The organism is Enterobacter roggenkampii (genome assembly GCF_001729805.1).
Taxonomy (GTDB): domain Bacteria; phylum Pseudomonadota; class Gammaproteobacteria; order Enterobacterales; family Enterobacteriaceae; genus Enterobacter; species Enterobacter roggenkampii.
In genome coordinates, this window is the sequence record NZ_CP017184.1 from 729,812 (window position 1) to 753,103 (window position 23,292).

The 23,292-nt window shown below is 56.5% G+C and carries 20 protein-coding genes and 1 riboswitch; of the genes, 9 read left to right on the top strand and 11 right to left on the bottom strand.

Annotated features, from left to right (window positions below; all coding sequences use genetic code 11):
- Nucleotides 1–31: 31 nt before the first annotated feature.
- The gene (gene araA, locus BFV67_RS03365; protein WP_021240541.1) at nt 32–1,534 is read right to left on the bottom strand and encodes an L-arabinose isomerase; all 1,503 of its coding nucleotides are present in this window, start codon (nt 1,532–1,534) and stop codon (nt 32–34) included.
- 10 nt (nt 1,535–1,544) lie between these two features.
- Nucleotides 1,545–3,254, bottom strand: a complete 1,710-nt coding sequence (araB, locus tag BFV67_RS03370) for a ribulokinase (RefSeq protein WP_069597873.1) — start codon at nt 3,252–3,254, stop codon at nt 1,545–1,547.
- A 337-nt stretch (nt 3,255–3,591) separates the two neighbouring features.
- Between araB and araC the strand changes: the two genes are divergently transcribed.
- Together araC and BFV67_RS03380 are read left to right on the top strand one after the other, a co-directional pair.
- A complete protein-coding gene (gene araC, locus BFV67_RS03375) occupies nt 3,592–4,437 on the top strand; it encodes an arabinose operon transcriptional regulator AraC (protein WP_023293301.1) in 846 nt (281 codons plus the stop codon).
- 128 nt (nt 4,438–4,565) lie between these two features.
- Nucleotides 4,566–5,333, top strand: coding sequence for a DedA family protein (locus tag BFV67_RS03380; RefSeq protein ID WP_069597874.1), 768 nt, complete (start codon nt 4,566–4,568; stop codon nt 5,331–5,333).
- Between the two features lie 28 nt (nt 5,334–5,361).
- On the opposite strand, the gene thiQ is transcribed toward BFV67_RS03380, so the two are convergent.
- The 4 genes from thiQ to sgrR form a co-directional block, all read right to left on the bottom strand.
- Complete coding sequence (gene thiQ / locus BFV67_RS03385; RefSeq protein WP_063435572.1) at nt 5,362–6,060, bottom strand: thiamine ABC transporter ATP-binding protein ThiQ; 699 nt, start codon at nt 6,058–6,060, stop codon at nt 5,362–5,364.
- On the bottom strand, nt 6,044–7,654 hold the full coding sequence (gene thiP, locus BFV67_RS03390) for a thiamine/thiamine pyrophosphate ABC transporter permease ThiP (protein ID WP_069597875.1): 1,611 nt from the start codon (nt 7,652–7,654) through the stop codon (nt 6,044–6,046). Before thiP ends, thiQ begins: the two co-directional genes overlap by 17 nt.
- Nucleotides 7,630–8,613, bottom strand: coding sequence for a thiamine ABC transporter substrate binding subunit (thiB, locus tag BFV67_RS03395; protein WP_023293298.1), 984 nt, complete (start codon nt 8,611–8,613; stop codon nt 7,630–7,632). The genes thiP and thiB overlap by 25 nt, the downstream gene beginning before the upstream one ends.
- Nucleotides 8,614–8,644: 31 nt before the next feature.
- Nucleotides 8,645–8,745, bottom strand: a riboswitch (TPP riboswitch).
- Between the two features lie 36 nt (nt 8,746–8,781).
- A complete protein-coding gene (gene sgrR, locus BFV67_RS03400; protein ID WP_025912166.1) occupies nt 8,782–10,437 on the bottom strand; it encodes an HTH-type transcriptional regulator SgrR in 1,656 nt (551 codons plus the stop codon).
- An 88-nt stretch (nt 10,438–10,525) separates the two neighbouring features.
- On the opposite strand from sgrR, the gene sgrT reads away from it, so the two are divergent.
- Together sgrT and BFV67_RS03410 are read left to right on the top strand one after the other, a co-directional pair.
- Nucleotides 10,526–10,678, top strand: coding sequence for a glucose uptake inhibitor SgrT (sgrT, locus tag BFV67_RS03405; RefSeq protein WP_008502002.1), 153 nt, complete (start codon nt 10,526–10,528; stop codon nt 10,676–10,678).
- Between the two features lie 120 nt (nt 10,679–10,798).
- Nucleotides 10,799–11,977 carry a sugar efflux transporter gene (locus BFV67_RS03410; RefSeq protein WP_025912167.1) on the top strand — a complete coding sequence of 393 codons (1,179 nt, stop codon included), beginning with the start codon at nt 10,799–10,801 and terminating at the stop codon, nt 11,975–11,977.
- A gap of 58 nt (nt 11,978–12,035) precedes the next feature.
- On the opposite strand, the gene leuD is transcribed toward BFV67_RS03410, so the two are convergent.
- The 5 genes from leuD to leuL form a co-directional block, all read right to left on the bottom strand.
- A complete protein-coding gene (gene leuD, locus BFV67_RS03415; protein ID WP_023616037.1) occupies nt 12,036–12,641 on the bottom strand; it encodes a 3-isopropylmalate dehydratase small subunit in 606 nt (201 codons plus the stop codon).
- 10 nt (nt 12,642–12,651) lie between these two features.
- Nucleotides 12,652–14,052 carry a 3-isopropylmalate dehydratase large subunit gene (leuC, locus tag BFV67_RS03420; RefSeq protein WP_008501999.1) on the bottom strand — a complete coding sequence of 467 codons (1,401 nt, stop codon included), beginning with the start codon at nt 14,050–14,052 and terminating at the stop codon, nt 12,652–12,654.
- Nucleotides 14,053–14,054: 2 nt separating this feature from the next.
- A complete protein-coding gene (leuB, locus tag BFV67_RS03425) occupies nt 14,055–15,146 on the bottom strand; it encodes a 3-isopropylmalate dehydrogenase (RefSeq protein ID WP_021240531.1) in 1,092 nt (363 codons plus the stop codon).
- The gene (leuA, locus tag BFV67_RS03430) at nt 15,146–16,717 is read right to left on the bottom strand and encodes a 2-isopropylmalate synthase (protein WP_069597876.1); all 1,572 of its coding nucleotides are present in this window, start codon (nt 16,715–16,717) and stop codon (nt 15,146–15,148) included. Before leuA ends, leuB begins: the two co-directional genes overlap by 1 nt.
- Nucleotides 16,718–16,808: 91 nt before the next feature.
- Complete coding sequence (leuL, locus tag BFV67_RS24855; protein WP_071530973.1) at nt 16,809–16,895, bottom strand: leu operon leader peptide; 87 nt, start codon at nt 16,893–16,895, stop codon at nt 16,809–16,811.
- A gap of 606 nt (nt 16,896–17,501) precedes the next feature.
- Here leuL and leuO point away from each other — a divergent pair.
- From leuO to mraZ, 5 genes are all read left to right on the top strand, one after another.
- Nucleotides 17,502–18,446 carry a transcriptional regulator LeuO gene (gene leuO, locus BFV67_RS03435; protein ID WP_025912169.1) on the top strand — a complete coding sequence of 315 codons (945 nt, stop codon included), beginning with the start codon at nt 17,502–17,504 and terminating at the stop codon, nt 18,444–18,446.
- A gap of 380 nt (nt 18,447–18,826) precedes the next feature.
- Entirely contained in the window at nt 18,827–20,551 is a 1,725-nt protein-coding gene (ilvI, locus tag BFV67_RS03440) for an acetolactate synthase 3 large subunit (protein ID WP_008501995.1), read from the top strand.
- A gap of 1 nt (nt 20,552) precedes the next feature.
- Nucleotides 20,553–21,044, top strand: a complete 492-nt coding sequence (gene ilvN, locus BFV67_RS03445) for an acetolactate synthase small subunit (protein ID WP_008501994.1) — start codon at nt 20,553–20,555, stop codon at nt 21,042–21,044.
- A gap of 179 nt (nt 21,045–21,223) precedes the next feature.
- The gene (gene cra / locus BFV67_RS03450; protein ID WP_008501993.1) at nt 21,224–22,231 is read left to right on the top strand and encodes a catabolite repressor/activator; all 1,008 of its coding nucleotides are present in this window, start codon (nt 21,224–21,226) and stop codon (nt 22,229–22,231) included.
- A 600-nt stretch (nt 22,232–22,831) separates the two neighbouring features.
- Entirely contained in the window at nt 22,832–23,290 is a 459-nt protein-coding gene (gene mraZ, locus BFV67_RS03455; protein ID WP_021240528.1) for a division/cell wall cluster transcriptional repressor MraZ, read from the top strand.
- Nucleotides 23,291–23,292 lie beyond the last annotated feature (2 nt).

Sequence of the window (23,292 nt, forward strand, 5' to 3'; positions counted from 1 at the left end):
GGTAAACGCAGCGCCACCGGGCATTCAGGGCTTAGCGTTTTGAACCGTAATAGACTTCGTTCCAGCGCAGCGCGTCTTTGAAGGCGGGCAGGCGGGTATCGTTATCAATCACGGTCAGCTCGATATCATGCAGCTCGGCGAACTGACGCATGTCGTTCAGATCCAGCGCGTGGCTGAAGACGGTATGGTGCGCGCCGCCGGCCAGGATCCAGGCTTCTGACGCGGTCGGCAGATCCGGCTGTGCTTTCCACAGGGCGTTGGCGACCGGCAGTTTCGGCAGGGAGTGTGGCGTTTCAACCGCATCGACGCAGTTCACCAGCAGGCGGAAACGATCGCCCAGATCGATCAGGCTGGCGTTGATGGCCGGGCCCGTGCGGGTGTTGAAGATCAGACGCGCCGGATCGGCTTTACCGCCGATGCCGAGGTACTGCACGTCGAGGATCGGTTTTTCCTCTACCGCGATGGAAGGACACACTTCCAGCATGTGCGAGCCGAGCACCAGGTCATTGCCGTTTTCGAAGTGGTAGGTGTAGTCCTCCATGAAGGAGGTGCCGCCCTGCAGACCGGTCGACATCACCTTCATGATGCGAAGCAGAGCGGCAGTTTTCCAGTCGCCTTCGCCCGCAAAGCCATAGCCCTGCTGCATCAGACGTTGTACTGCCAGACCCGGCAGCTGTTTCAGACCGTGGAGATCTTCAAAGGTGGTGGTAAAGGCGTGGAAACCGCCCTGTTCCAGGAAGCGCTTCATGCCCAGCTCAATGCGAGCCGCGTCGAGCACGTTCTGGCGCTTGTCGCCGTTGATTTGTGCCGCAGGCGTCAGGCGGTAGCTGCTTTCGTACTCGTCCACCAGCGCGCTCACGTCGCCATCGCTGATGTCATTCACCACCTGCACCAGATCGCCCACGGCCCAGGTATTCACGGAGAAGCCGAACTTGATCTGCGCGGCGACTTTATCGCCGTCGGTGACCGCCACTTCACGCATGTTGTCGCCGAAACGCACCACTTTCAGGTGGCGGGTATCCTGCTTAGAGACCGCCTGACGCATCCAGGCGCCGATACGCTGTTGCGCCTTGCCATCCTGCCAGTGGCCGGTGACCACCGCGTGCTGCTGACGCATACGCGCGCCGATGAAGCCGAACTCGCGGCCGCCGTGTGCGGTCTGGTTCAGGTTCATAAAGTCCATGTCGATGCTGTCCCACGGCAGGGAGGCGTTGAACTGGGTATGGAACTGCAGCAGCGGTTTGTTGAGGATAGACAGGCCGTTGATCCACATTTTTGCCGGTGAGAAGGTGTGCAGCCACACCACCAGACCGGCGCATTTATCGTCGTAGTTGGCGTCGCGGCAGATGTGGGTGATTTCGTCCGGCGTCGTGCCCAGCGGTTTCAGCACCAGTTTGCACGGCAGTTTGGCTTCCGCGTTCAGCGCGTTAACGACGTGCTCCGCGTGTTTCGTTACCTGCTGCAGCGCTTCCGGTCCGTAAAGATGCTGGCTGCCAATCACAAACCACACTTCATAGTTATTAAAAATGGTCATCATCGTGTCCTTAATGGGTCAGGGTTGCCGTAGTGTCCGCGGTGCTTTTGGCCGGGGCGGCGACAGGGAGATAGTGAAGTTCGGCGCTTTTTGCCCATTGCTGGTAGCGCTGATAAAGCTGTTCAAAGCGTTGTGCCTGCTGGGCACGCGGCTGAAGGGTGTTTTCGACGGCACTCGCCATATGCTGCTGCGCGGTGGGGATATCCGCATGGACGCCAGCGGCTACGGCGGCGAAAATTGCCGCCCCCAGCGCGCAGCACTGATCGGAGGCCACAATCTGGAGCGGACGGTTCAGCACGTCGCAGCAGGCCTGCATGATTACCGGGTTTTTACGGGCGATGCCGCCCAGCGCCATCACGTTGTTCACGTCGATGCCCTGCTCGGTGAAGCACTCCATAATCGCGCGGGCGCCGAAGGCGGTGGCGGCAATCAGACCGCCGAACAGCGCTGGCGCGTCGGTCGCCAGGTTGAGGTCGGTAATCACCCCTTTCAGGCGCTGGTTGGCAAACGGCGTGCGGCGGCCGTTAAACCAGTCCAGCACCACCGGGAGGTGGTCGAGAGACGGATTTTTAGCCCAGGCTTCGGTAAGCTGCGGCAGGAGCTGCTTTTTGCTCTCGGCGATCTGGGTTTTCAGTTCAGGATGTGCCGCCGCCAGCCGATCCAGCGGCCAGCCGAGCACGCGGCCAAACCAGGCGTAGATATCGCCAAACGCGGACTGACCGGCTTCGAGGCCGATAAAGTCCGGCACCACGCTGCCGTCAACCTGGCCGCAGATGCCTTTTACCGCGCGGTCGCCGACGGTGGATTTATCTGCCGTCAGGATGTCGCAGGTGGAGGTGCCGATCACTTTGACCAGCGTGTTTGGCTGCGCGCCCGCGCCCACGGCGCCCATATGGCAGTCAAACGCGCCGCCGGAGATAGCTACGTTCTGCGGCAGGCCGAGACGCGTCGCCCACTCTTCGCAGAGGGTGCCGACGGGAATATCGGCGGTGAAGGTGTCGGTAAACAGCGGGTATGACAGGCTCTTGTTGACGATCGGGTCGAGCTCATCAAAGAACGCGGCCGGAGGCAGACCGCCCCAGCTTTCATGCCACAGGGATTTATGCCCGGCGCTGCAGCGGCCGCGGCGGATATCCTGCGGGCGCGTGGTGCCGGAGAGCAGGGCGGGAACCCAGTCGCATAGCTCAATCCAGGACGCCGCTGCCTGTGCGACAGACGCGTCCGCGCGGGTGACGTGCAGGATCTTGGCCCAGAACCACTCGCTGGAGTAAATCCCGCCGATATACCGTGAGTAGTCCGTTTTGCCCGGCTGATGGCATAAGCGGGTGATGGCTTCGGCCTCTTCCACGGCGGTATGGTCTTTCCACAGCACGAACATGGCGTTCGGGTTGTCGGCAAACTCCGGGCGCAGTGCCAGCACGCGGCCTTCGGCATCCACAGGGGCAGGCGTAGAGCCGGTGCTGTCGACGCCAATCCCCACAACATCGGCCCGCTGGGCGTCGGTCAGGTCTGCCAGAACGGTTTTGATCGCCGCTTCCATCGACTCGATGTAGTCCCGCGGGTGGTGACGGAACTGGTTGTTTGGCGCATCGCAGTAGCGCCCCTCTTGCCAGCGCGGATACCACTCAACGCTGGTTGCTATCTCCTGGCCGGACGTACAGTCCACTGCCAGCGCGCGAACTGAATCGCTGCCAAAATCGAGGCCAATCGCAATTGCCATGGTGTTGCTCCATCGAAAAAACAGGTATGGAAGAACATTAGAGACTGGGGACAAAAGTCGTCAGGCAGGATCCGCTAATCTTATGGACTAAATTGCTGTTACAACGGAAAGTGTGACGCCGTGCAAATATTCAATGTGGACATTTCTGCCGCACTTATAGACACTTTTGTTACTGGTTATCTGCCTGCTCTGGCGGAGAAATCAGGGGGAAAGGCTGAAACATGGCGGACGTAAAAGCGGCGTGATGCTTTTTGGATCTTTTCGCGGGCCATTTTTAACCTGCATTTAGTGATATGGACAATTGGTTTCCTTCAGGACCCTTGGGAGAACTGAATCTATGGCCGAAACGCAGAACGATCCCCTGCTGCCGGGATACTCGTTTAACGCGCACCTTGTGGCGGGGCTGACCCCTATCGAGGCTGAGGGATATCTCGACTTTTACGTCGACCGACCGCTCGGGATGAAAGGGTATATCCTCAACCTGACCGTGCGGGGGGAAGGGATCATCAAGAACGGTGACCAGCAGTTCGTCTGCCGCCCGGGGGATATCCTGCTGTTCCCGCCGGGGGAGATCCACCACTATGGCCGTCATCCGGATGCCAAAGAGTGGTATCACCAGTGGGTCTACTTCCGTCCGCGCGCCTACTGGCAGGAGTGGCTTTCCTGGCCGGCTATTTTTGCACACACCGGGTTTTATCGCCCGGATGAGGTGCATCTGGCGCAGTTTCGCGAGCTTTTTGCCCAGATAATCGAGGCGGGGCAGGCTGGTGGACGCTATGCCGAACTGCTGGCGATAAACCTCCTTGAACAGCTGCTGCTGCGACGGATGGAGGCGATTAACGCGTCGCTGAATCCGCCGCTGGATAACCGCGTGCGCGACGCCTGCCAGTACATCAGCGACCACCTGGCCGATAGCCAGTTTGATATTGCCAGCGTCGCCCAGCACGTCTGCCTGTCGCCGTCGCGGCTGTCGCACCTGTTCCGCCAGCAGCTTGGCGTCAGCGTACTGAGCTGGCGCGAGGATCAGCGCATCAGCCAGGCGAAGCTGCTGCTCAGCACCACCCGGATGCCCATCGCCACCGTGGGGCGCAACGTGGGCTTTGAGGATCAGCTCTATTTCTCCCGCGTATTTAAAAAATGCACCGGTGCCAGCCCCAGTGAATTTCGCGCGGGATGTGAATAAACGGTAAAAAAAGATAAACAAACAGGTGAATGCGGAAAGCAACCTGTAAACTATTCAGACAATTGTTGCCTTGACGCGGTGCGGGGCGCTAAGCAGAATCGCTGATTCGTTTTCTGACCGGAATAGTTATGCAGGCATTGCTAGAACACTTTATTACCCAGTCCGTTATGTACTCGCTCATCGCCGTGGCGCTGGTGGCGTTTCTGGAATCGCTGGCGCTTGTCGGGTTAATCCTGCCCGGCACCGTGATGATGGCGGGGCTTGGGGCGCTGATCGGCAGCGGTGAGGTCAATTTCTGGCAGGCATGGCTGGCCGGGATTATCGGCTGTCTGCTGGGCGACTGGATCTCCTTCTGGCTGGGCTGGCGCTTTAAGAAGCCGCTGCACCGCTGGTCGTTCATGAAAAAGAACAAAGCGCTGCTGGATAAAACCGAGCATGCGCTGCACCAGCACAGCATGTTTACCATCCTCGTGGGCCGCTTCGTTGGGCCAACGCGTCCGCTGGTGCCGATGGTGGCCGGGATGCTGGATCTGCCCGTCGCGAAATTTGTGGTGCCGAACATTATCGGCTGCGTCTTCTGGCCGCCGTTCTACTTCCTGCCGGGTATTCTGGCCGGTGCGGCGATTGATATTCCTGACGGTATGCAAAGCGGTGAGTTTAAGTGGCTGCTGCTGGGCACGGCGGTCCTGCTGTGGCTGGCGGTCTGGCTCTGCTGGCGGATGTGGCGCAGCGCGAAAGCGAGCGTCGATCGCCTGACGCGCTATCTTCCGCGCTCTCGTCTTTTGTGGCTGGCCCCGCTGACGCTGGGTGTGGCCGTGGTGGCGCTTGTGGCGCTGATTCGCCACCCGCTGATGCCGGTGTACGGTGAGATCCTGTTGAAAGTTGTGAGCCGTTAAGCGCCGGGCGGCACTGCGTTTGCCCGGCCTACGGTTTTATACCCAATAATCCAGAAGCGCTTTCTTTTCCGCTCATTAATGCTTCTGTTGCTCCATCCCACAAAATGCGTCCCTCCGCGATCACCACCGATCGCGGCGCAATCCGTGCGGCATCTTCGATACTGTGCGACACCATCAGCATCGTCAGCTGTTGGCGCTGACAGACGTCCTGCACCAGGGCGAGCATCTCCTGGCGCAGCGCGGGATCGAGCGCCGAGAACGGCTCATCCAGCAGCAGCAGCGGCTGCTCGCGCACCAGACAACGTGCCAGCGCCACGCGCTGACGCTGGCCGCCGGAGAGCTCGCCCGGCAGCCTGTCGATGAATTCAGCGATCCCCATCTGTGCGGCAATCACTTCAAGTTTTTCGCGTTGGGCATCGTTCAGCCTGAGCCCCGGATGCATTCCCAGCGCGATGTTTTGCCGCACCGTCAGATGGGTAAACAGGTTGTTTTCCTGAAACAGCATCGACACAGGACGTTTAGCCGGAGGGGCGTTGGTGAAATCACGATTATCGATGGCTATCGACCCGCTGGCAGGTTGCAGAAAACCGGCGATCAAATTGAGCAAGGTGCTTTTCCCGGCACCGCTTGGGCCAAGCACCGCAATCCGCTCGCCCTGCTGAACGGAGAGCGTAAAGCGCATCGGCAGATGCTGATAGAGCCAGGTTACATCAGTCAGTTTTAACATCACGCCCCGGGAGTTTTTCGATAACGGTAAATAAGGCAAAGCAGAGCAGCAGCAGTAACAGCGCGGTAACCGCGCCGTCCTGACTGCGGTAAGAGCCGATTTGCTGATAAAGCCAGTACGGCAGCGTGCGGAAATCGTCATTACCGAACAGCGCCACGACCCCAAAGTCTCCAATGGAGAGCACGCAGGCAAACGCCAGCGCCTGAGCAAGCGGACGTTTTAGCGCGCGCAGTTCCACAACCTTCAGCCGCTGCCAGCCCTGCATGCCCAGCGACTGACACAGCAAACCGTAGCGGCTGTTGACGTCGCGCATCGGGTTTTCCAGCACCTTAAGCGCGTAGGGGATGGCCATTAAGGCGTTAGTGAAAATCACAATGCCATCGGCCCTTTCCGGCAGGCCGAGGGTGCTGTTGAACAGTAAAAAGAAGCCCGTTGCCAGCACGATCCCCGGCATCGCCAGTATCAGCATGCCCGTCAGTTCCAGCATTTGTCCGGCTTTTTGCGCCTGGCGGGCGTAGAGCTCACGGCTGCTCCACAGCAGCATCATGGTCAGCATAACGCACAGCAGTCCGGCAGCCAGCGCTATGCGTACCGAGGTCCAGGTCGCCTGCCAGAGAACGGGCTGTTGCAGGACGGATATAAGATTGAGGTTCAGGCCGTCAACGATAACGGCCAGCAGCGGCGGCAGCAACAGCAGCAGCGCCAGCGCGATCAGGATAACATCGCTGATGCGGCTGTGCAGGCTGTCCTGCGGATCGCGCCAGCCGGTTATTTGATGACTACCTGCGGGAATGGCTTTACTCAGCCGCTGGCTCAACAGCACCAGCACCAGACAGCACGCCATCTGGACTATCGCCAGCAGCGCGGCGCGACCGGGATCGTAGTCGTAACTCAGCGCCTGGTAAATCGCCAGCTCAATGGTGGTGGCCTGCGGCCCGCCGCCAAGTGACAGCACGGTGGCAAAGCTGGCAAAGCAGAGCATAAAGATTAATGCCGCCACGGGCGGGAGCTGGCGGCGCAGCCACGGCCATTCGACAAAACGAAAGAACGACCAGCCGCGCATGCCGAGCTGGGCGGCAATCTGCCGCTGCTCGCCGGGAATGTTCTCCAGCGCCTGCAAAAAGAGGCGCGTTGCCATCGGCATATTGAAAAACACGTGCGCCAGCAGAATGCCCTGCAGTCCGTAAGGCGAGAATGACCACTCAATACCAAGCTGGCCGAACAGCGAAGCCAGCCAGCCCTGGCGGCCGTAAACGCTCAGAATACCAAATACCGCTACCAGCACGGGCAGGATCAGCGTCATGGCGCACAGGCGCAGCAGGGCCTGCCTGCCGGGGAAACGCCGCCGATAGAGCGCGCGTGCAAGAAAAAGAGCCGGGATCGCCGACAGCAGGGCAGAAAGAGACGCCTGCCAGAAGGAGAACCGGATAACGTGCCAGAGGTAGCTGTCGTGCCAGAGGGCGAGCAGGTCGCTCTCCGGTGCGTTAAACCACAGCGCAAGAAAGGCTCCCAGACTGACCGCCACCATCACGACGGCGGCGAGCAATCCGGGGAGTAACCAGCCGGGAATTAACGGCTGACGGCGCGTTGCCATTCACTTACCCATGCGGCACGCTGCGCGGCGACCTGCTGCGGCGTAAACTCCAGCGAGGTTTTCGGCTTGGTCAACTGCTCAAAACCTGTGGGCAGCGCAACGCTGGTGACCGGATACATCCAGTTGCCCGCTGGAATGGCATTCTGGAATGCCGGTGAAACCATAAACTTCAGGAACTTCTCGGCCAGTTCCGGCTGTTTGCTGGCGGCGGTACGCGCGGCCACTTCCACCTGCAGATAGTGCCCTTCCGCAAAATCAGCCGCAGCATAGTTGTCTTTCTTCTCGGCGATAATGTGGTAGGCCGGGGAGGTGGTGTAGCTCAGCACCAGATCGCTTTCGCCTTTCAGGAACAGGCCATAGGCTTCGCTCCAGCCTTTGGTCACGGTGACGGTTTTGGCGGCCAGCTTCTGCCACGCTTCCGGCGCCTTATCGCCGTAGACTTTCTGCATCCACAGCAGCAGGCCCAGGCCCGGCGTGCTGGTCCGTGGATCTTCATAAATCACGCGCCACTTCTGGTCGCTTTCCACCAGCTCTTTCAGGCTCTTCGGCGGGTTTTTCAGCTTGTTTTTATCGTAGACGAAAGCAAAGTAGCCGTAGTCGAACGGCACAAAGGTGTCGTTCTTCCAGCCGCCCGGCACGTTAACGGCCTCTGCCGCGACGCCGCTTTTGGCAAAGAGGTTGGTTTGCGAGGCGGCTTCAAGCAGGTTGTTATCCAGTCCGAGCACCACGTCGGCCTTGCTGTTTTTGCCTTCCATGCGCAGGCGGTTGAGCAGCGAAACGCCATCTTCCAGCGCCACGAACTTCAGCTCGCAGTTGCAGTCGGCTTCAAAGGCTTTTTTGACAACCGGGCCAGGGCCCCAGTCGGCGGAGAAGGAGTCGTAGGTGTAGACCGTCAGGACGGGCTTGGCTAAAGCGGGCAGCGCGAACAGCGCCAGCAGGGGGAGAACTTTTTTTAACACTTTGCACCTCAGGGTTGAGTGGCAAAGGATTTTGAGCGACAGCCTCAAATCCCTTCGCCGGCGTTATCCGGATCAGGTTCGACGGGTATTATCTCAGCGCACATCTGTGATGCAGCACCCCGTTGAGAACGGCGCTATTGTAATGATTTGGTGAATATTACGAAAGCGTTATGGCTCCGGGGGCGCAAACCAGGCGGATTTAAAATCAAACCAGCCCAGGGTGTTCATCCGCAGGCCGCGCATGCTGCGCTGGCCCTGGATCATCAGCCAGTGGTGGATCAGCGGGACGATCGCCTGTTCGGCCAGCAGCTGCTGGCACCATACGGCAAGATTCATCTCGCCCGCACGCCACAGGGCGGCATCCTGCTGCCAGTCCCGGTCGATGCAGTGCTGGATCAGCGGGACTTCATACAAATGCGAGAAGAGGGAAAAATCGAGCGGCAGGGTAAAGTTAGCGCTGTTGAGCCAGATATCGCTGGCGATTTCCCCCTGATGCCATTCGTCATAGTCCACTTCCCTGATGTCCAGCCTGACTCCCTCCGCTGCCAGCAGGCGGGTCATGATCCTCGCGATAAAACGATGCTCAACATGATCGCGGTAGTAGGTCAGGGTGATGGACTCCAGCCCTGCGGGTTTGTCGCAGCGCGTTGGTCGGGCATGGTGCCAGCGCGGAAGCAGGCCGTACGCCGGGAACCAGTATGTCTGGTATTGCTCTTCCGCATGGTAGATAAGATTGGAAGGAGACAGCACGTGGCTGATCCACTTGCGGACAGCCGGGTTTGCCCCACGGTGGGTGCGGCGGTCAAAGAGGAGATAGTAGCAGCCCTCCTCCAGGCGGCTCTCCACGGCCTTTTCTCCGGTGGTGGGGCCTTCAAGCGTCAGCCCGCAGCTCAGGTCTTCATTGAGATCCGGCAATACCCACACGTTCACTTCGTCGATCAGCGCCCGATAGCCAAAGTAGTCATCGAACGCGCGGATTTTCAGCTGGTTGCTGTTATTGCGGGAGACGGAGTAGGGCCCGGTGCCAATCGGCTGGCTGGCAAAATTGTTCAATGATTCCCACTCGGCGGGCAAAATCATTGAGGGCACATAGCCCAGCAGCCAGGGAAGCCACTTGTCCTGCTGCGACAGCTCAATATCCAGCGTCCAGGCCGTGGGGGAGTGGATGCGCGAAATATGCGAGTAGAGCGGCAGCCTGCGGGCGCGTTCCAGAGAGGCGATGACGTCGTGCATCTCCAGTTCGCGACCGTGGTGAAAGTGGATGCCCGGGCGTAAGAAGAAGCGCCAGTGGCGCGGGGAAAGCTGTTGCCAGTGGTGCGCGATATCCGCCTCCAGTTCCCCGTTTTCCTCATTTATCCGCGTCAGGCCGCTGAAGATTTGTCGGGCCATGTGGGTTTCAGAACGCCGTAACGCCGTGCCGGGCAACAGATTTTTCATCGGACGGTAGTAGAGCACCCGCAGAATGTGTCGGCCCTGACGAAAACTGCGTCCGAGATGGGAGACCAGCATCTGGCGCACGGCGGCCTTGTCGCCCACCAGCTGGACCAGCTGATCGATACGGTCCTGCTCGAGCAGGTCTTCTGCACGCTGCTGCTGCAATGCCAGCCCGGTGTAGAGAAAGGTCAGCCGCGAGCGTTTTCCGCGTCCCGCCTCCGCTTCCCAGCTTAACCACCCCTGCTGCTGCATGGTATTGAGCAGCGTGCGCATATGGCGGCGGGAACAGCTAAGCAGGTCAGCCAGCTCGTTGAGCGTGGTTTCCTGCGATTGCCCCTCGCAGCACTGCCAGAGGCGGATAAATTGTTGCTGCAGACGACCGGAAGGCATAAAAGAGGAACTCCTGACAAAAAACCAGCAATTTATTAATCCCTATATTAGGCCAATAATGCTTCCCGATGAAGCGAGGAGGTAAATGATGAAGAGGTCTACCGCACGTCAGTTTTATCAGCAGTACTTTTCAGCGACAAAAGGATCGTCCTGGCTGGCCCGCCCGTGTGCAGAGCAACGGCTGAAAATGTTAGAAGAACTGATGCAGTGGGACGTTACGAAACCGGCCTCTTCTCGCTGACTCGCCTCGATCATGTGTGACTGAGTATTGGTGCTAATCACCCGCCAGCAAAATGTTTTTGCTGGCTTTTTTCGTTTATTCTTTCACCCAATTTCGATTCGCTTTCACAAGGACTTGCGCATGCTGTGGTTGATGACGATGGGGCGACGCCTGAACGGCGTGTATGCCGCTTTTATGCTGGTGGCCTTTATGATGGGCGTGGCGGGAGCGCTGCAGGCGCCGACGCTGAGCCTGTTTCTCAGCCGCGAGGTGGGGGCACAGCCGTTCTGGGTGGGGCTGTTTTATACCGTCAACGCGATAGCCGGGATCCTGGTCAGCCTCGCGCTGGCGAAGCGATCGGACAGCCAGGGCGATCGCCGCAGGCTGATCCTCTTTTGCTGCGCCATGGCCGTGGGCAACGCGCTGCTCTTTGCTTTCAATCGTCATTACCTGACGCTCATTACCTGCGGCGTGCTGCTGGCGTCGCTGGCGAACACCGCCATGCCGCAGCTGTTCGCGCTGGCCCGGGAATATGCGGATAGCTCGGCGCGGGAAGTGGTGATGTTCAGCTCGGTGATGCGTGCCCAGCTCTCGCTGGCGTGGGTCATTGGCCCGCCGCTGGCCTTCATGCTGGCGTTGAACTACGGCTTTACCGCGATGTTCTCCATCGCCGCCGGGATTTTTGTCATCAGCCTGGCGCTGATAGCCTTTGCGCTGCCGTCCGTGGCGCGCGTCGAACAGACAACGGATAAACCGCTCACCCAGGTGAGCGGCTGGCAGGACAAAAACGTCCGCATGCTGTTTATTGCCTCCACGCTGATGTGGACCTGCAACACCATGTACATCATCGACATGCCGCTGTGGATCAGCAGCGATCTGGGCTTACCGGACAAGCTCGCGGGGATCTTAATGGGCACCGCTGCCGGGCTGGAAATTCCGGCGATGATTCTGGCGGGTTACTACGTTAAGCGCTTTGGGAAGCGTCGGATGATGATCGTCGCCGTGGCGGCCGGGGTGCTGTTTTACGCGGGACTGATCCTTTTCCATTCGCGTGAAGCGCTGCTTGCGCTGCAGCTGTTTAATGCTGTGTTTATTGGCATCGTTGCCGGGATCGGCATGCTCTGGTTCCAGGATTTAATGCCGGGCCGCGCCGGGTCGGCGACCACGCTTTTTACCAACAGCATTTCGACCGGAGTGATCCTGGCGGGGGTGATTCAGGGGGCGCTGGCGCAAAGTTACGGGCATGGCTCAGTTTACTGGATGATTGCCGCGATTTCGGTGGTTACGCTTGGGCTGACTTGCCGGGTTAAGGATGTCTGATTCTGGAAGGCGGCTTCACAAAACAAATCAATGGCCCGCTTTTTGCGGGCCATTGCCTTTAGCCCATAAACGCAGGCTGTTTTTTCTCGTACGCGGAGATGGCGTCTTCGTGCTGGAGCGTCAAACCAATGCTGTCCAGACCGTTCAGCATGCAGTGGCGGCGGAAGGCATCAATGCTGAAGCTGTAGGTTTTATCCCCGGCTTTCACCACTTCCGCTTCCAGATCCACTTCAAACGACATGCCGGGATTTGCCTTAACCAGCGCGAACAATTCATCGACCTGTTCGTCGCTCAGCGTCACCGGCAGCAACTGGTTGTTGAAGCTGTTGCCGTAAAAGATATCCGCGAAGCTGGGGGCAATGACCACCTTAAAGCCGTAGTCTGTCAACGCCCAGGGGGCGTGTTCACGCGACGAGCCGCAGCCAAAGTTTTCCCGCGCCAGCAGGATGGATGCGCCTTTGTACTCCGGGAAGTTCAGAACGAATTCCGGATTAGGCACCTCGCCTTTATCGTCCAGGAAACGCCAGTCGTTGAACAGGTGCGCGCCAAAGCCGGTGCGGGTCACCTTCTGCAAAAACTGCTTAGGAATGATCGCGTCTGTATCAACGTTAGCGGCGTCCAGCGGGACAACACGGCCCGTATGTTGGGTAAATTTCTCTGCCATGATTGTCTCCTTATTTCAGGCTGCGAATGTCGGCGAAATGGCCGGTGACTGCCGCAGCGGCGGCCATTGCCGGGCTGACCAGATGGGTACGCCCACCGCGGCCCTGACGGCCTTCAAAGTTACGGTTGCTGGTGGAGGCACAGCGCTCACCCGGATTCAGGCGATCGTTGTTCATGGCCAGGCACATGGAGCAGCCAGGCAGGCGCCACTCGAATCCTGCTTCGATAAAGATCTTATCCAGACCTTCGGCTTCCGCCTGGGCTTTCACCGGACCGGAGCCTGGAACCACCAGCGCCTGCACGCCCGGTGCGACTTTACGGCCTTTGGCAATCTCTGCCGCCGCACGCAAATCTTCGATACGGGAGTTGGTGCAGGAGCCGATAAATACCTTATCAATGGTCACGTCGGTCAACGGTACGCCGGGTTTCAGCCCCATATAGGCCAGCGCTTTTTCCGCACTGGCGCGCTCGACCGGATCGGCGAAGGAGGCCGGATCGGGAATGGCGTCGTTGACGGAAATTACCTGGCCCGGGTTGGTTCCCCAGGTCACCTGAGGGGCAATCTCTTCTGCCTGCAGCGTGACAACGGTATCAAACGTTGCCCCGTCGTCGGTTTTCAGGGTTTTCCAGTACGCTACCGCGTCGTCAAAATCCTGGCCCTTCGGCGCGTGCAGACGGCCCTTCACATAGTTGAAGGTCGTTTCATCTGGCGCGACCAGACCGGCTTTGGCACCCATCTCAATGGCCATATTGCACAGGGTCATGCGACCCTCCATGCTCAGCGCCTGAATCGCGTCGCCGCAGAATTCAACGACGTGGCCGGTACCGCCTGCGCTGCCGGTTTTACCGATGATCGCCAGCACGATGTCTTTCGCGGTAATGCCAGGTGCCGCTTTGCCCTTCACTTCAATCTTCATCGTTTTGGCGCGGCCCTGCTTCAGGGTCTGCGTCGCCAGCACGTGTTCAACTTCAGACGTGCCAATGCCGAACGCCAGGGCGCCAAACGCGCCGTGGGTTGCGGTATGGGAGTCGCCGCAGACGATGGTCATGCCCGGCAGGGTAATTCCCTGCTCTGGCCCCATCACGTGAACGATGCCCTGATAGGGGTGGTTCAGATCGTACAGCTCAACGCCAAATTCGTTGCAGTTCTTGATCAGCTCCTGCATCTGGATACGCGCCATCTCACCCGAGGCATTAATGTCTTTGGTCTGTGTGGAAACGTTGTGATCCATCGTCGCGAAGGTTTTACCCGGCTGACGTACCGGGCGCTTGTGCGCGCGCAGGCCGTCAAATGCCTGAGGAGAGGTCACTTCGTGTACCAGATGACGGTCAATGTACAGCAGTGGGGTTTCGTTTGGTGCCTCGTAGACAACGTGCGCATCAAACAATTTTTCGTATAACGTTTTGGCCATGATTACACCCCTTCAGCGACATAGCGGGCAATAATGTCGCCCATTTCATCGGTACTGACTGCCGCCGCGCCGCGTGATAAATCACCGGTACGAACGCCTTCTTCTAACGCCCGGTTAATGGCATTTTCAATTGCGGTTGCTGCATCGCCTGCATCCAGGCTGTAGCGCAGCAGCAGGGCCAGAGAGAGGATCTGCGCAATCGGGTTAGCGATGTTTTTGCCCGCAATATCCGGCGCGGAACCGCCTGCCGGCTCGTACAGGCCAAAACCTTCTTCATTCAGGCTGGCGGATGGCAGCATGCCCATAGAGCCGGTGATCATCGCGCACTCGTCTGACAAAATGTCGCCGAACAGGTTGGAGCACAGCAGCACGTCAAACTGGGACGGATCTTTAATCAGCTGCATGGTCGCGTTGTCGATGTACATGTGCGACAGCTCAACGTCCGGGTACTGCTTCGCGACTTCGCTGACGATCTCGCGCCACAAGATGGAAGACTGCAGCACGTTCGCTTTATCAATGGAGGTCACTTTATGGCGGCGCTTGCGCGCTGACTCAAAGGCGATATGGGCGATACGTTCAATTTCGAAGCGGTGATACACTTCAGTGTCGAACGCCTTCTCATGCTGGCCGCTGCCTTCACGCCCTTTTGGCTGACCGAAATAGATCCCGCCGGTCAGTTCACGCACGCACAGAATGTCGAAGCCGTTGGCGGCGATATCCGCGCGCAGCGGGCAGAACTCTTCCAGGCCCTGATACAGCTTCGCCGGACGCAGGTTGCTGAACAGCTTGAAATGTTTACGCAGCGGCAGCAGCGCGCCGCGCTCTGGCTGCTCTGCAGGCGGCAGGTGTTCCCACTTCGGGCCACCGACGGAACCAAACAGCACGGCATCGGCATTTTCACAGCCTTCCACGGTCGCTTTCGGCAGTGGCGTACCGTGGTTATCAATCGCAATACCGCCCACATCGTAGTGGCTGGTAGTGATTTTCATCGCAAAACGCGCGCGAACGGCTTCCAGTACTTTCAGCGCCTGTGCCATCACTTCCGGGCCAATACCGTCGCCCGGTAACACAGCAATATGGTAATTCTTCGACATTACACGGTTTCCTTGTTGTTCTCTTTATTCTGAGCTTTGCGTTGCAACTCTTTTTCGACTTCGGCGGCGCGCCAGATGTTGTTCAGCACATGCACCATCGCTTTCGCGGAGGATTCAACGATATCGGTCGCCAGGCCCACGCCATGGAAACGACGGCCATTGTGGTTCACAACAATGTCGACCTGGCCCAGCGCATCTTTGCCGTGGCCCTTGGCCGTCAGGTCATATTTCACCAGCTCAACGTCGTACTCGGTGACGCGGTTGATCGCCTGATAAATGGCATCCACAGGGCCGTTTCCGTTCGCCGCTTCGGCCTTAATTTCATCACCGCAGGCCAGCTTGACCGAGGCAGTGGCGATGTCGCTGGAGCCGGACTGCACGTTGAAGTAATCCAGACGGAAGTGCTCTGGCTCTTCCTGCTGCTTGTTAATAAAGGCCAGCGCTTCCAGGTCGTAGTCGAACACCTGACCTTTTTTATCGGCCAGCTTCAGGAAAGCGTCGTACAGCTGATCCATGTTGTAATCGCTGTCCTTATAACCCATCTCTTCCATGCGGTGCTTCACCGCCGCACGGCCGGAACGGGAGGTCAGGTTCAACTGGACCTGATTCAGGCCAATGGATTCCGGGGTCATAATTTCGTAGTTTTCACGATTCTTCAGCACGCCATCCTGGTGAATACCGGAGGAGTGCGCGAAGGCACCCGTGCCGACGATCGCTTTGTTGGCCGGAATCGGCATGTTGCAAATCTGGCTGACGGTCTGGCTGGTGCGCCAGATCTCGTTGTGATGGATGCGGGTGTGCACGTCCATGATGTCTTTGCGCACTTTGATCGCCATGATCACTTCTTCCAGCGAGCAGTTGCCCGCGCGTTCACCGATACCGTTCATCGCGCCTTCTACCTGACGCGCGCCGGCGTGGACGGCTGCGATGGCATTGCCCACGGCCAGACCCAAATCATCGTGGGTGTGGACGGAGATAATCGCTTTATCAATGTTCGGTACGCGGTCATACAGGCCGGTGATGATATTGGCGAACTCAAACGGCATGGTGTAGCCGACAGTGTCCGGAATGTTGATGGTTTTGGCGCCGGCATTGATGGCGGCTTCCACCACACGGGCCAGATCTTCAATCGGCGTGCGGCCCGCATCTTCACAGGAGAATTCAACGTCATCGGTGTAGTTGCGTGCGCGTTTCACCATATATACCGCGCGCTCAATCACCTCATCCAGCGTACTGCGCAGCTTGGTAGCGATGTGCATGGGTGAGGTGGCAATAAAGGTGTGGATACGGAACGCTTCGGCCACTTTCAGCGACTCAGCCGCGACGTCGATATCTTTTTCAACACAGCGTGCCAGACCGCACACGCGGCTGTTTTTAATGGTGCGGGCGATAGTCTGGACGGATTCGAAATCGCCCGGAGACGAGACCGGGAAACCCACCTCCATCACGTCGACACCCATACGTTCGAGAGCCAGCGCGATCTGCAGTTTCTCTTTTACACTCAGGCTTGCCTGTAATGCCTGTTCACCGTCACGTAAAGTAGTATCGAAAATAATGACTTGCTGGCTCATGGGTTAGGTCCTTGTCAGTCTTAGGGCGCCTTGCTACGAGCATAAAAAAACCCGCGCAGTGGCGCGGGTTTTTAGTCTTACTGGTGACGATTCAACGCTGAATTTCGCCCGCCAGTCTACCGCGCACAGTGGATGCGTTTAGTAGTAGTAGACCGGTGAAACGAATGGTGCGAATCATGAATCGTGCTCCGTTAAATTCAATATGCTTTTAGTGGTACTGGATACGCCAGTTGATGTCAACCCCTGATGATAAAAACGGGCCCGACGGGCGTAATCAGCAGGATAATTACTTTAGCTAATTGTGCTGGTTTTGGCTTTTATGACCCGACTAATTGTCTAATTTTGGACTGAAGAAAACAGTTGCAGAAACAAATAAATATAATTGTTTCAAATGAGTGACGCGGGTTACTGAGAATGTTCTGTACGTAAAGGGTTTTAATATCATTAAGTTATAATTATGGTGAATCTATTGCGCTTCGCTGAAAAACGAAAAGAGATAACATGTTATTAACTAACTGCAGAGCGGTGGCGATAACAGTTTAATAATACTTAAGTCATCATTAACCTGGCGGTCATTGTGTATTTGTTTGGTTTATGGTTTCATTTCAATCCTAAAGTCAAACATATCATTTGCGCTATTTTCTTTTCGTTTATATAGCGTCTTTATATATTCTGAATTTTAAATAATTCTCTTTCGCTGATCGTATTTGCATGATAAATCATATTTTTCGAGATGATTAGCGTACGTTGGCAAAGGGAGTTTAGCGTGACAGTGGAGTCAGAAGTGCCAGAAAATAATATTAAACAACCTCAAGCTACTGATGGGATTAAACCGCAGTTACGCACGGTGGATCTTAATCTTCTGACGGTGTTTGATGCGGTCATGCAGGAACAGAATATCACCCGTGCCGCCCAGGCGTTGGGGATGTCGCAACCTGCTGTGAGTAATGCCGTTGCCAGACTCAAGCTCATGTTTAACGACGAATTATTCGTTCGTTACGGGAGGGGGATCCAGCCTACGGCGCGCGCATTCCAGCTGTTCGGTTCCATCCGCCAGGCGTTGCAGTTGGTGCAAAATGAGCTGCCGGGATCGGGCTTTGAACCCTTGAGCAGCGAGCGCGTATTCCATCTTTGTGTCTGCAGTCCATTAGATAATTATTTAACGTCGATTATTTATAATAAAGTCGAAGAAATCGCACCAAATATCAATCTGGTTTTTAAATCATCCCTGAATCAAAACACGGAACATCAGTTACGCTATCAGGAGATCGAATTCGTTCTGGGGTATGAAGAGTTCCGTCGTCCGGAATTTTCCTGCGTACCGCTCTTTAAAGATGAAATGGTTCTCGTCGCCAGTAAAAAACACCCACGTCTGAATTCTCCGCTGCGAGAACACGATGTTTATAACGAACAGCACGCCGTTGTTGCTCTCGACAGATATGCTTCCTTTAGCCTGCCGTGGTATGACACTGCGGATAAACAGGCTTGCGTGGCTTATCAGGGCATGGCCATGGTCAGCGTATTAAACGTGGTCTCCCAGACACAGCTGGTGGCGATTGCACCGCGCTGGCTGGCAGAAGAGTTTTCTGACCCATTAAATCTGCAAATTTTGCCACTGCCGCTCAAGTTAAATAGCCGAACCTGTTATCTCTCCTGGCATGAAGCGGCCGGACGGGATAAAGGACACCAGTGGATGGAAGAGTTGCTGGTTGGTATCTGTCGCCGGTAAACGCATCGGGATAAATCGCATCGGATCATGTGATTTATCCTGAGTTTTTTTGGATAGTTGCTATTTTGTTCTGTGAGTCTTTTTTTCGGGCGGCTCTTCGGCACGCAAAAATAGATGATTTCCTGCATTGTCCTGCTTTTCAGCGATGATTTATCACACCGTCCTCTATTCTCAGAGGAATTAACCATATCTTCTGTTAACGGCTGCGTTTTCTGCTTTACGCACCGTTTATCTCCCCGGGTTTGCTAATTGCCTGCCTCATAACGAGCGGTTAAGGTAAAGAACACTCTGCAAAATATAAGATTGGTTCATCCCAATCGTAAGACGGTGCGGAAATGAATTCGGCAGTCCGTCTATAACAAAATGCCTGGAGGCAAAGCATGGAGATGTTGTCTGGCGCGGAAATGGTCGTCCGGTCGCTGATCGATCAGGGCGTAAAGCAAGTGTTCGGCTACCCTGGCGGCGCGGTCCTCGATATTTATGATGCCCTCCATACGGTAGGGGGCATTGACCATGTTCTGGTACGTCACGAGCAGGCGGCCGTACATATGGCCGACGGCCTGGCGCGTGCGACGGGTGAAGTGGGCGTGGTCCTGGTCACGTCCGGCCCCGGCGCGACAAACGCCATTACCGGCATTGCGACGGCGTATATGGACTCTATCCCGCTGGTGATCCTCTCCGGGCAGGTAGCCACCTCGCTGATTGGCTACGATGCTTTTCAGGAGTGCGACATGGTCGGGATTTCGCGTCCCGTGGTGAAGCACAGCTTCCTGGTTAAGCAAACCGAAGATATTCCCGGCGTACTGAAAAAAGCCTTCTGGCTGGCGGCAAGCGGACGCCCGGGACCGGTGGTGGTCGATCTGCCTAAAGACATTCTGAACCCGGCAAACAAGCTGCCTTACGTCTGGCCGGAATCGGTGAGCATGCGTTCTTACAACCCGACAACGCAGGGGCATAAAGGTCAGATCAAGCGGGCGTTGCAAACGCTTCTGGCAGCCAAAAAACCAGTCGTCTATGTCGGGGGCGGAGCGATCAATGCAGCCTGTGAAGCCCAGCTTCGTGAACTGATTGAAAAACTCAACCTTCCTGTTGCGTCGTCGCTGATGGGGCTGGGGGCGTTTCCCGCCACCCACCGCCAGGCGCTGGGTATGCTGGGTATGCACGGTACCTATGAAGCCAACATGACGATGCATCACTCCGATGTGATCTTTGCCGTCGGTGTGCGTTTTGACGATCGTACCACCAACAACCTGGCGAAATATTGCCCGAATGCCACCGTGCTGCATATTGATATCGATCCGACGTCAATTTCTAAAACGGTGTCGGCTGATGTGCCGATCGTCGGTGATGCCCGTCAGGTTCTGGAACAGATGCTGGAGCTGCTGGCCCAGGAGAAAGCGACCCAGCCGCTGGATGAGATCCGCGACTGGTGGCAGCAGATTGAACAGTGGCGCGCGCGTCAGTGCCTGAAATATGACACGCAGAGCGAAAACATTAAGCCGCAGGCGGTCATCGAAGCGGTGTGGCGACTGACGAAAGGTGAAGCGTATGTGACCTCAGACGTGGGCCAGCATCAGATGTTTGCTGCCCTGTATTATCCGTTTGATAAACCGCGACACTGGATCAACTCGGGTGGCTTAGGCACCATGGGCTTTGGTCTGCCTGCCGCACTGGGCGTGAAGCTGGCGCTGCCGGATGAAACCGTCGTCTGCGTGACCGGAGACGGTAGTATCCAGATGAACATTCAGGAACTGTCTACCGCGCTGCAGTATGAGCTGCCGGTTCTCGTGCTGAACCTGAATAACGGCTACCTTGGCATGGTGAAGCAGTGGCAGGATATGATTTATTCTGGCCGTCACTCACAGTCATACATGAAATCGCTGCCGGATTTTGTTCGTCTTGCTGAAGCTTACGGCCATGTTGGCATGCGGGTAACCGATCCGGCCGAGCTGGAAACGAAGCTCGCACAAGCGCTTGAGCACGTTAAAAACAACCGCCTCGTCTTTATGGATGTGATTGTTGATGGAACCGAGCACGTCTATCCGATGCATATTCGGGGTGGTGGTATGGATGAAATGTGGTTAAGCAAAACGGAGAGAACCTGATATGCGCCGGATATTATCAGTTTTACTGGAAAACGAGTCTGGCGCACTGTCGCGCGTCATTGGCCTTTTTGCGCAGCGCGGTTATAACATTGAAAGCCTGACCGTCGCCCCGACGGAAGACCCAACGCTGTCGCGCATGACGATCCAAACCGTCGGCGACGCTAAGGTGCTTGAACAGATTGAGAAACAGCTGCATAAGCTGGTCGACGTGCTGCGCGTGAGCGAGCTGGGGCAAGGGGCCTACGTTGAACGTGAGGTCATGCTGGTGAAAATTCAGGCCAGCGGCTACGGGCGTGAAGAAGTCAAACGCAATGCGGATATTTTCCGCGGACAGATTATCGACGTCACGCCTTCTCTTTATACCGTTCAGCTGGTCGGGACGAGCGACAAGCTGGATGCGTTCCTGGCGTCCGTACGGGATGTCGCAAAAATTGTCGAGGTGGCGAGATCGGGGGTTGTGGGTCTGTCACGCGGCGAGAAAATCATGCGTTAGTTGTCAAAAAGGTTCGCCTCTTTCTGCCCGGTCACCAAAGCCGGGCTTTTTTTTGCGTAATCAGCCGACAACGCAGATAAAAGCGGTTGCCGCGAAGGCTTTTCTGCGTTTAGATGTTAAAAGATTTAACCATAACCTTGACAGGGCCATGGACTCTTTTCTTTTTTTGAGGGGCAATTGTGAAACTGGATGAAATCGCCCGGCTAGCCGGCGTGTCACGAACAACGGCCAGCTATGTGATTAACGGTAAAGCAAAGCAGTACCGTGTCAGCGACAAGACCGTTGAAAAAGTTATGGCGGTGGTTCGTGAACATAACTACCATCCGAATGCTGTCGCAGCCGGTCTGCGCGCCGGGCGCACCCGCTCTATTGGTCTGGTAATCCCGGACCTGGAAAACACCAGCTATACCCGTATCGCCAACTATCTTGAACGTCAGGCGCGTCAGCGCGGCTATCAACTGCTGATTGCCTGCTCGGAAGATCAGCCTGATAACGAGATGCGCTGCATTGAACATCTGCTTCAGCGCCAGGTGGATGCCATTATTGTTTCGACCTCCTTACCGCCGGAGCATCCTTTCTACCAGCGCTGGGCGAATGATCCGTTCCCGATCGTTGCGCTTGACCGTGCCCTCGATCGCGAGCATTTCACCAGCGTGGTGGGTGCCGATCAGGACGATGCCGAAATGCTGGCCGCAGAGCTGCGGACGTTCCCGGCGGAAACGGTACTGTATTTGGGCGCGCTGCCTGAACTTTCCGTGAGCTTCCTGCGCGAGCAGGGATTCAGAACGGCCTGGAAAGACGATCCGCGCGAGGTTCACTACCTCTATGCCAACAGCTACGAACGTGAAGCCGCCGCGCAGCTGTTCGAAAAATGGCTGGAAACGCATCCGATGCCTCAGGCGCTGTTCACTACCTCGTTTGCGCTCTTGCAGGGTGTCATGGATGTGACCTTACGTCGTGAAGGTAAACTGCCTTCCGATCTGGCGATTGCCACGTTCGGGGATAATGAGCTGCTCGACTTCCTTCAGTGCCCGGTGCTGGCGGTTGCACAGCGCCATCGCGATGTGGCTGAACGCGTGCTGGAGATTGTGCTGGCAAGTCTGGATGAACCCCGCAAACCGAAGCCGGGCCTGACGCGTATCAAACGTAATCTCTACCATCGCGGAATTTTAAGCCGCCAAAAATGAAATGACCGGGGCGGCGAAATCTGCCCCTTTTTGCTGCAATAATTCGTGCAGATAATTCCCGGAGAGAAATTAGGATAATTCTTGGGAGATCATAATCGCCTATTTTTCTTTATTCATTTTGGCTTTTAAATTGCCCTTTAAACAACATCTCAGCGATTTTAAACGGCACTCTTTGTATTATTTTGTTACAAACCCTCTTCGGTCGATGAATATTCAGACGTTTTTTCCTCTTCCTTTGACAGCTTACGCGATAACCACTGCGCTTACCGCTCGCCTGAGTGAATCTGGCGCTGTCATCCCCTGAGAATCTGTCATAAAATGCTGCCCGCGTCGCAAACTGACACTTTATATTTATCTGCGATGATATTGAGTGAGCCTTAACGCTAGTGTGCATATTCGGTTTTTTTCTTACAAATATTCATAACGTTAATTTTGCCTCGCCAGTTGTGCAGTTATTAACCAGGACTGTTTATCTCTGTAAATAGAGGGCTTTCGAGTCCTTATGCCGAGAGTCCTGGCTTGACAAGCTTTTCCCTCGCTCCGTAAACTCCTTTAGGTGGGAATTTGTGGGTTAAAGTGGTGAGGAGGGGTGAGACTGGCATGTTCCGTGGAGCTACGTTAGTCAATCTCGACAGTAAAGGGCGTTTATCGGTACCAACCCGATACCGCGACCAGCTGATTGAGAACGCTGCGGGTCAAATGGTTTGCACCATTGACATTAACTCCCCCTGCCTGCTGCTTTACCCCCTGCCTGAATGGGAAATTATTGAGCAAAAGCTGTCGCGACTGTCGAGCATGAACCCGCAGGAACGCCGCGTGCAGCGGTTGTTATTGGGACATGCCAGTGAATGTCAGATGGATAACGCAGGGCGATTACTGATCGCGCCTGTGTTACGGCAACATGCCGGTCTGACCAAAGAAGTGATGCTGGTCGGGCAGTTCAACAAATTTGAACTGTGGGATGAAACGACCTGGTATCAACAGGTCAAGGAAGATATCGACGCTGAGCAGTCTGATTCCGCGACATTATCGGAACGGCTGCAGGACTTGTCTCTATAAAT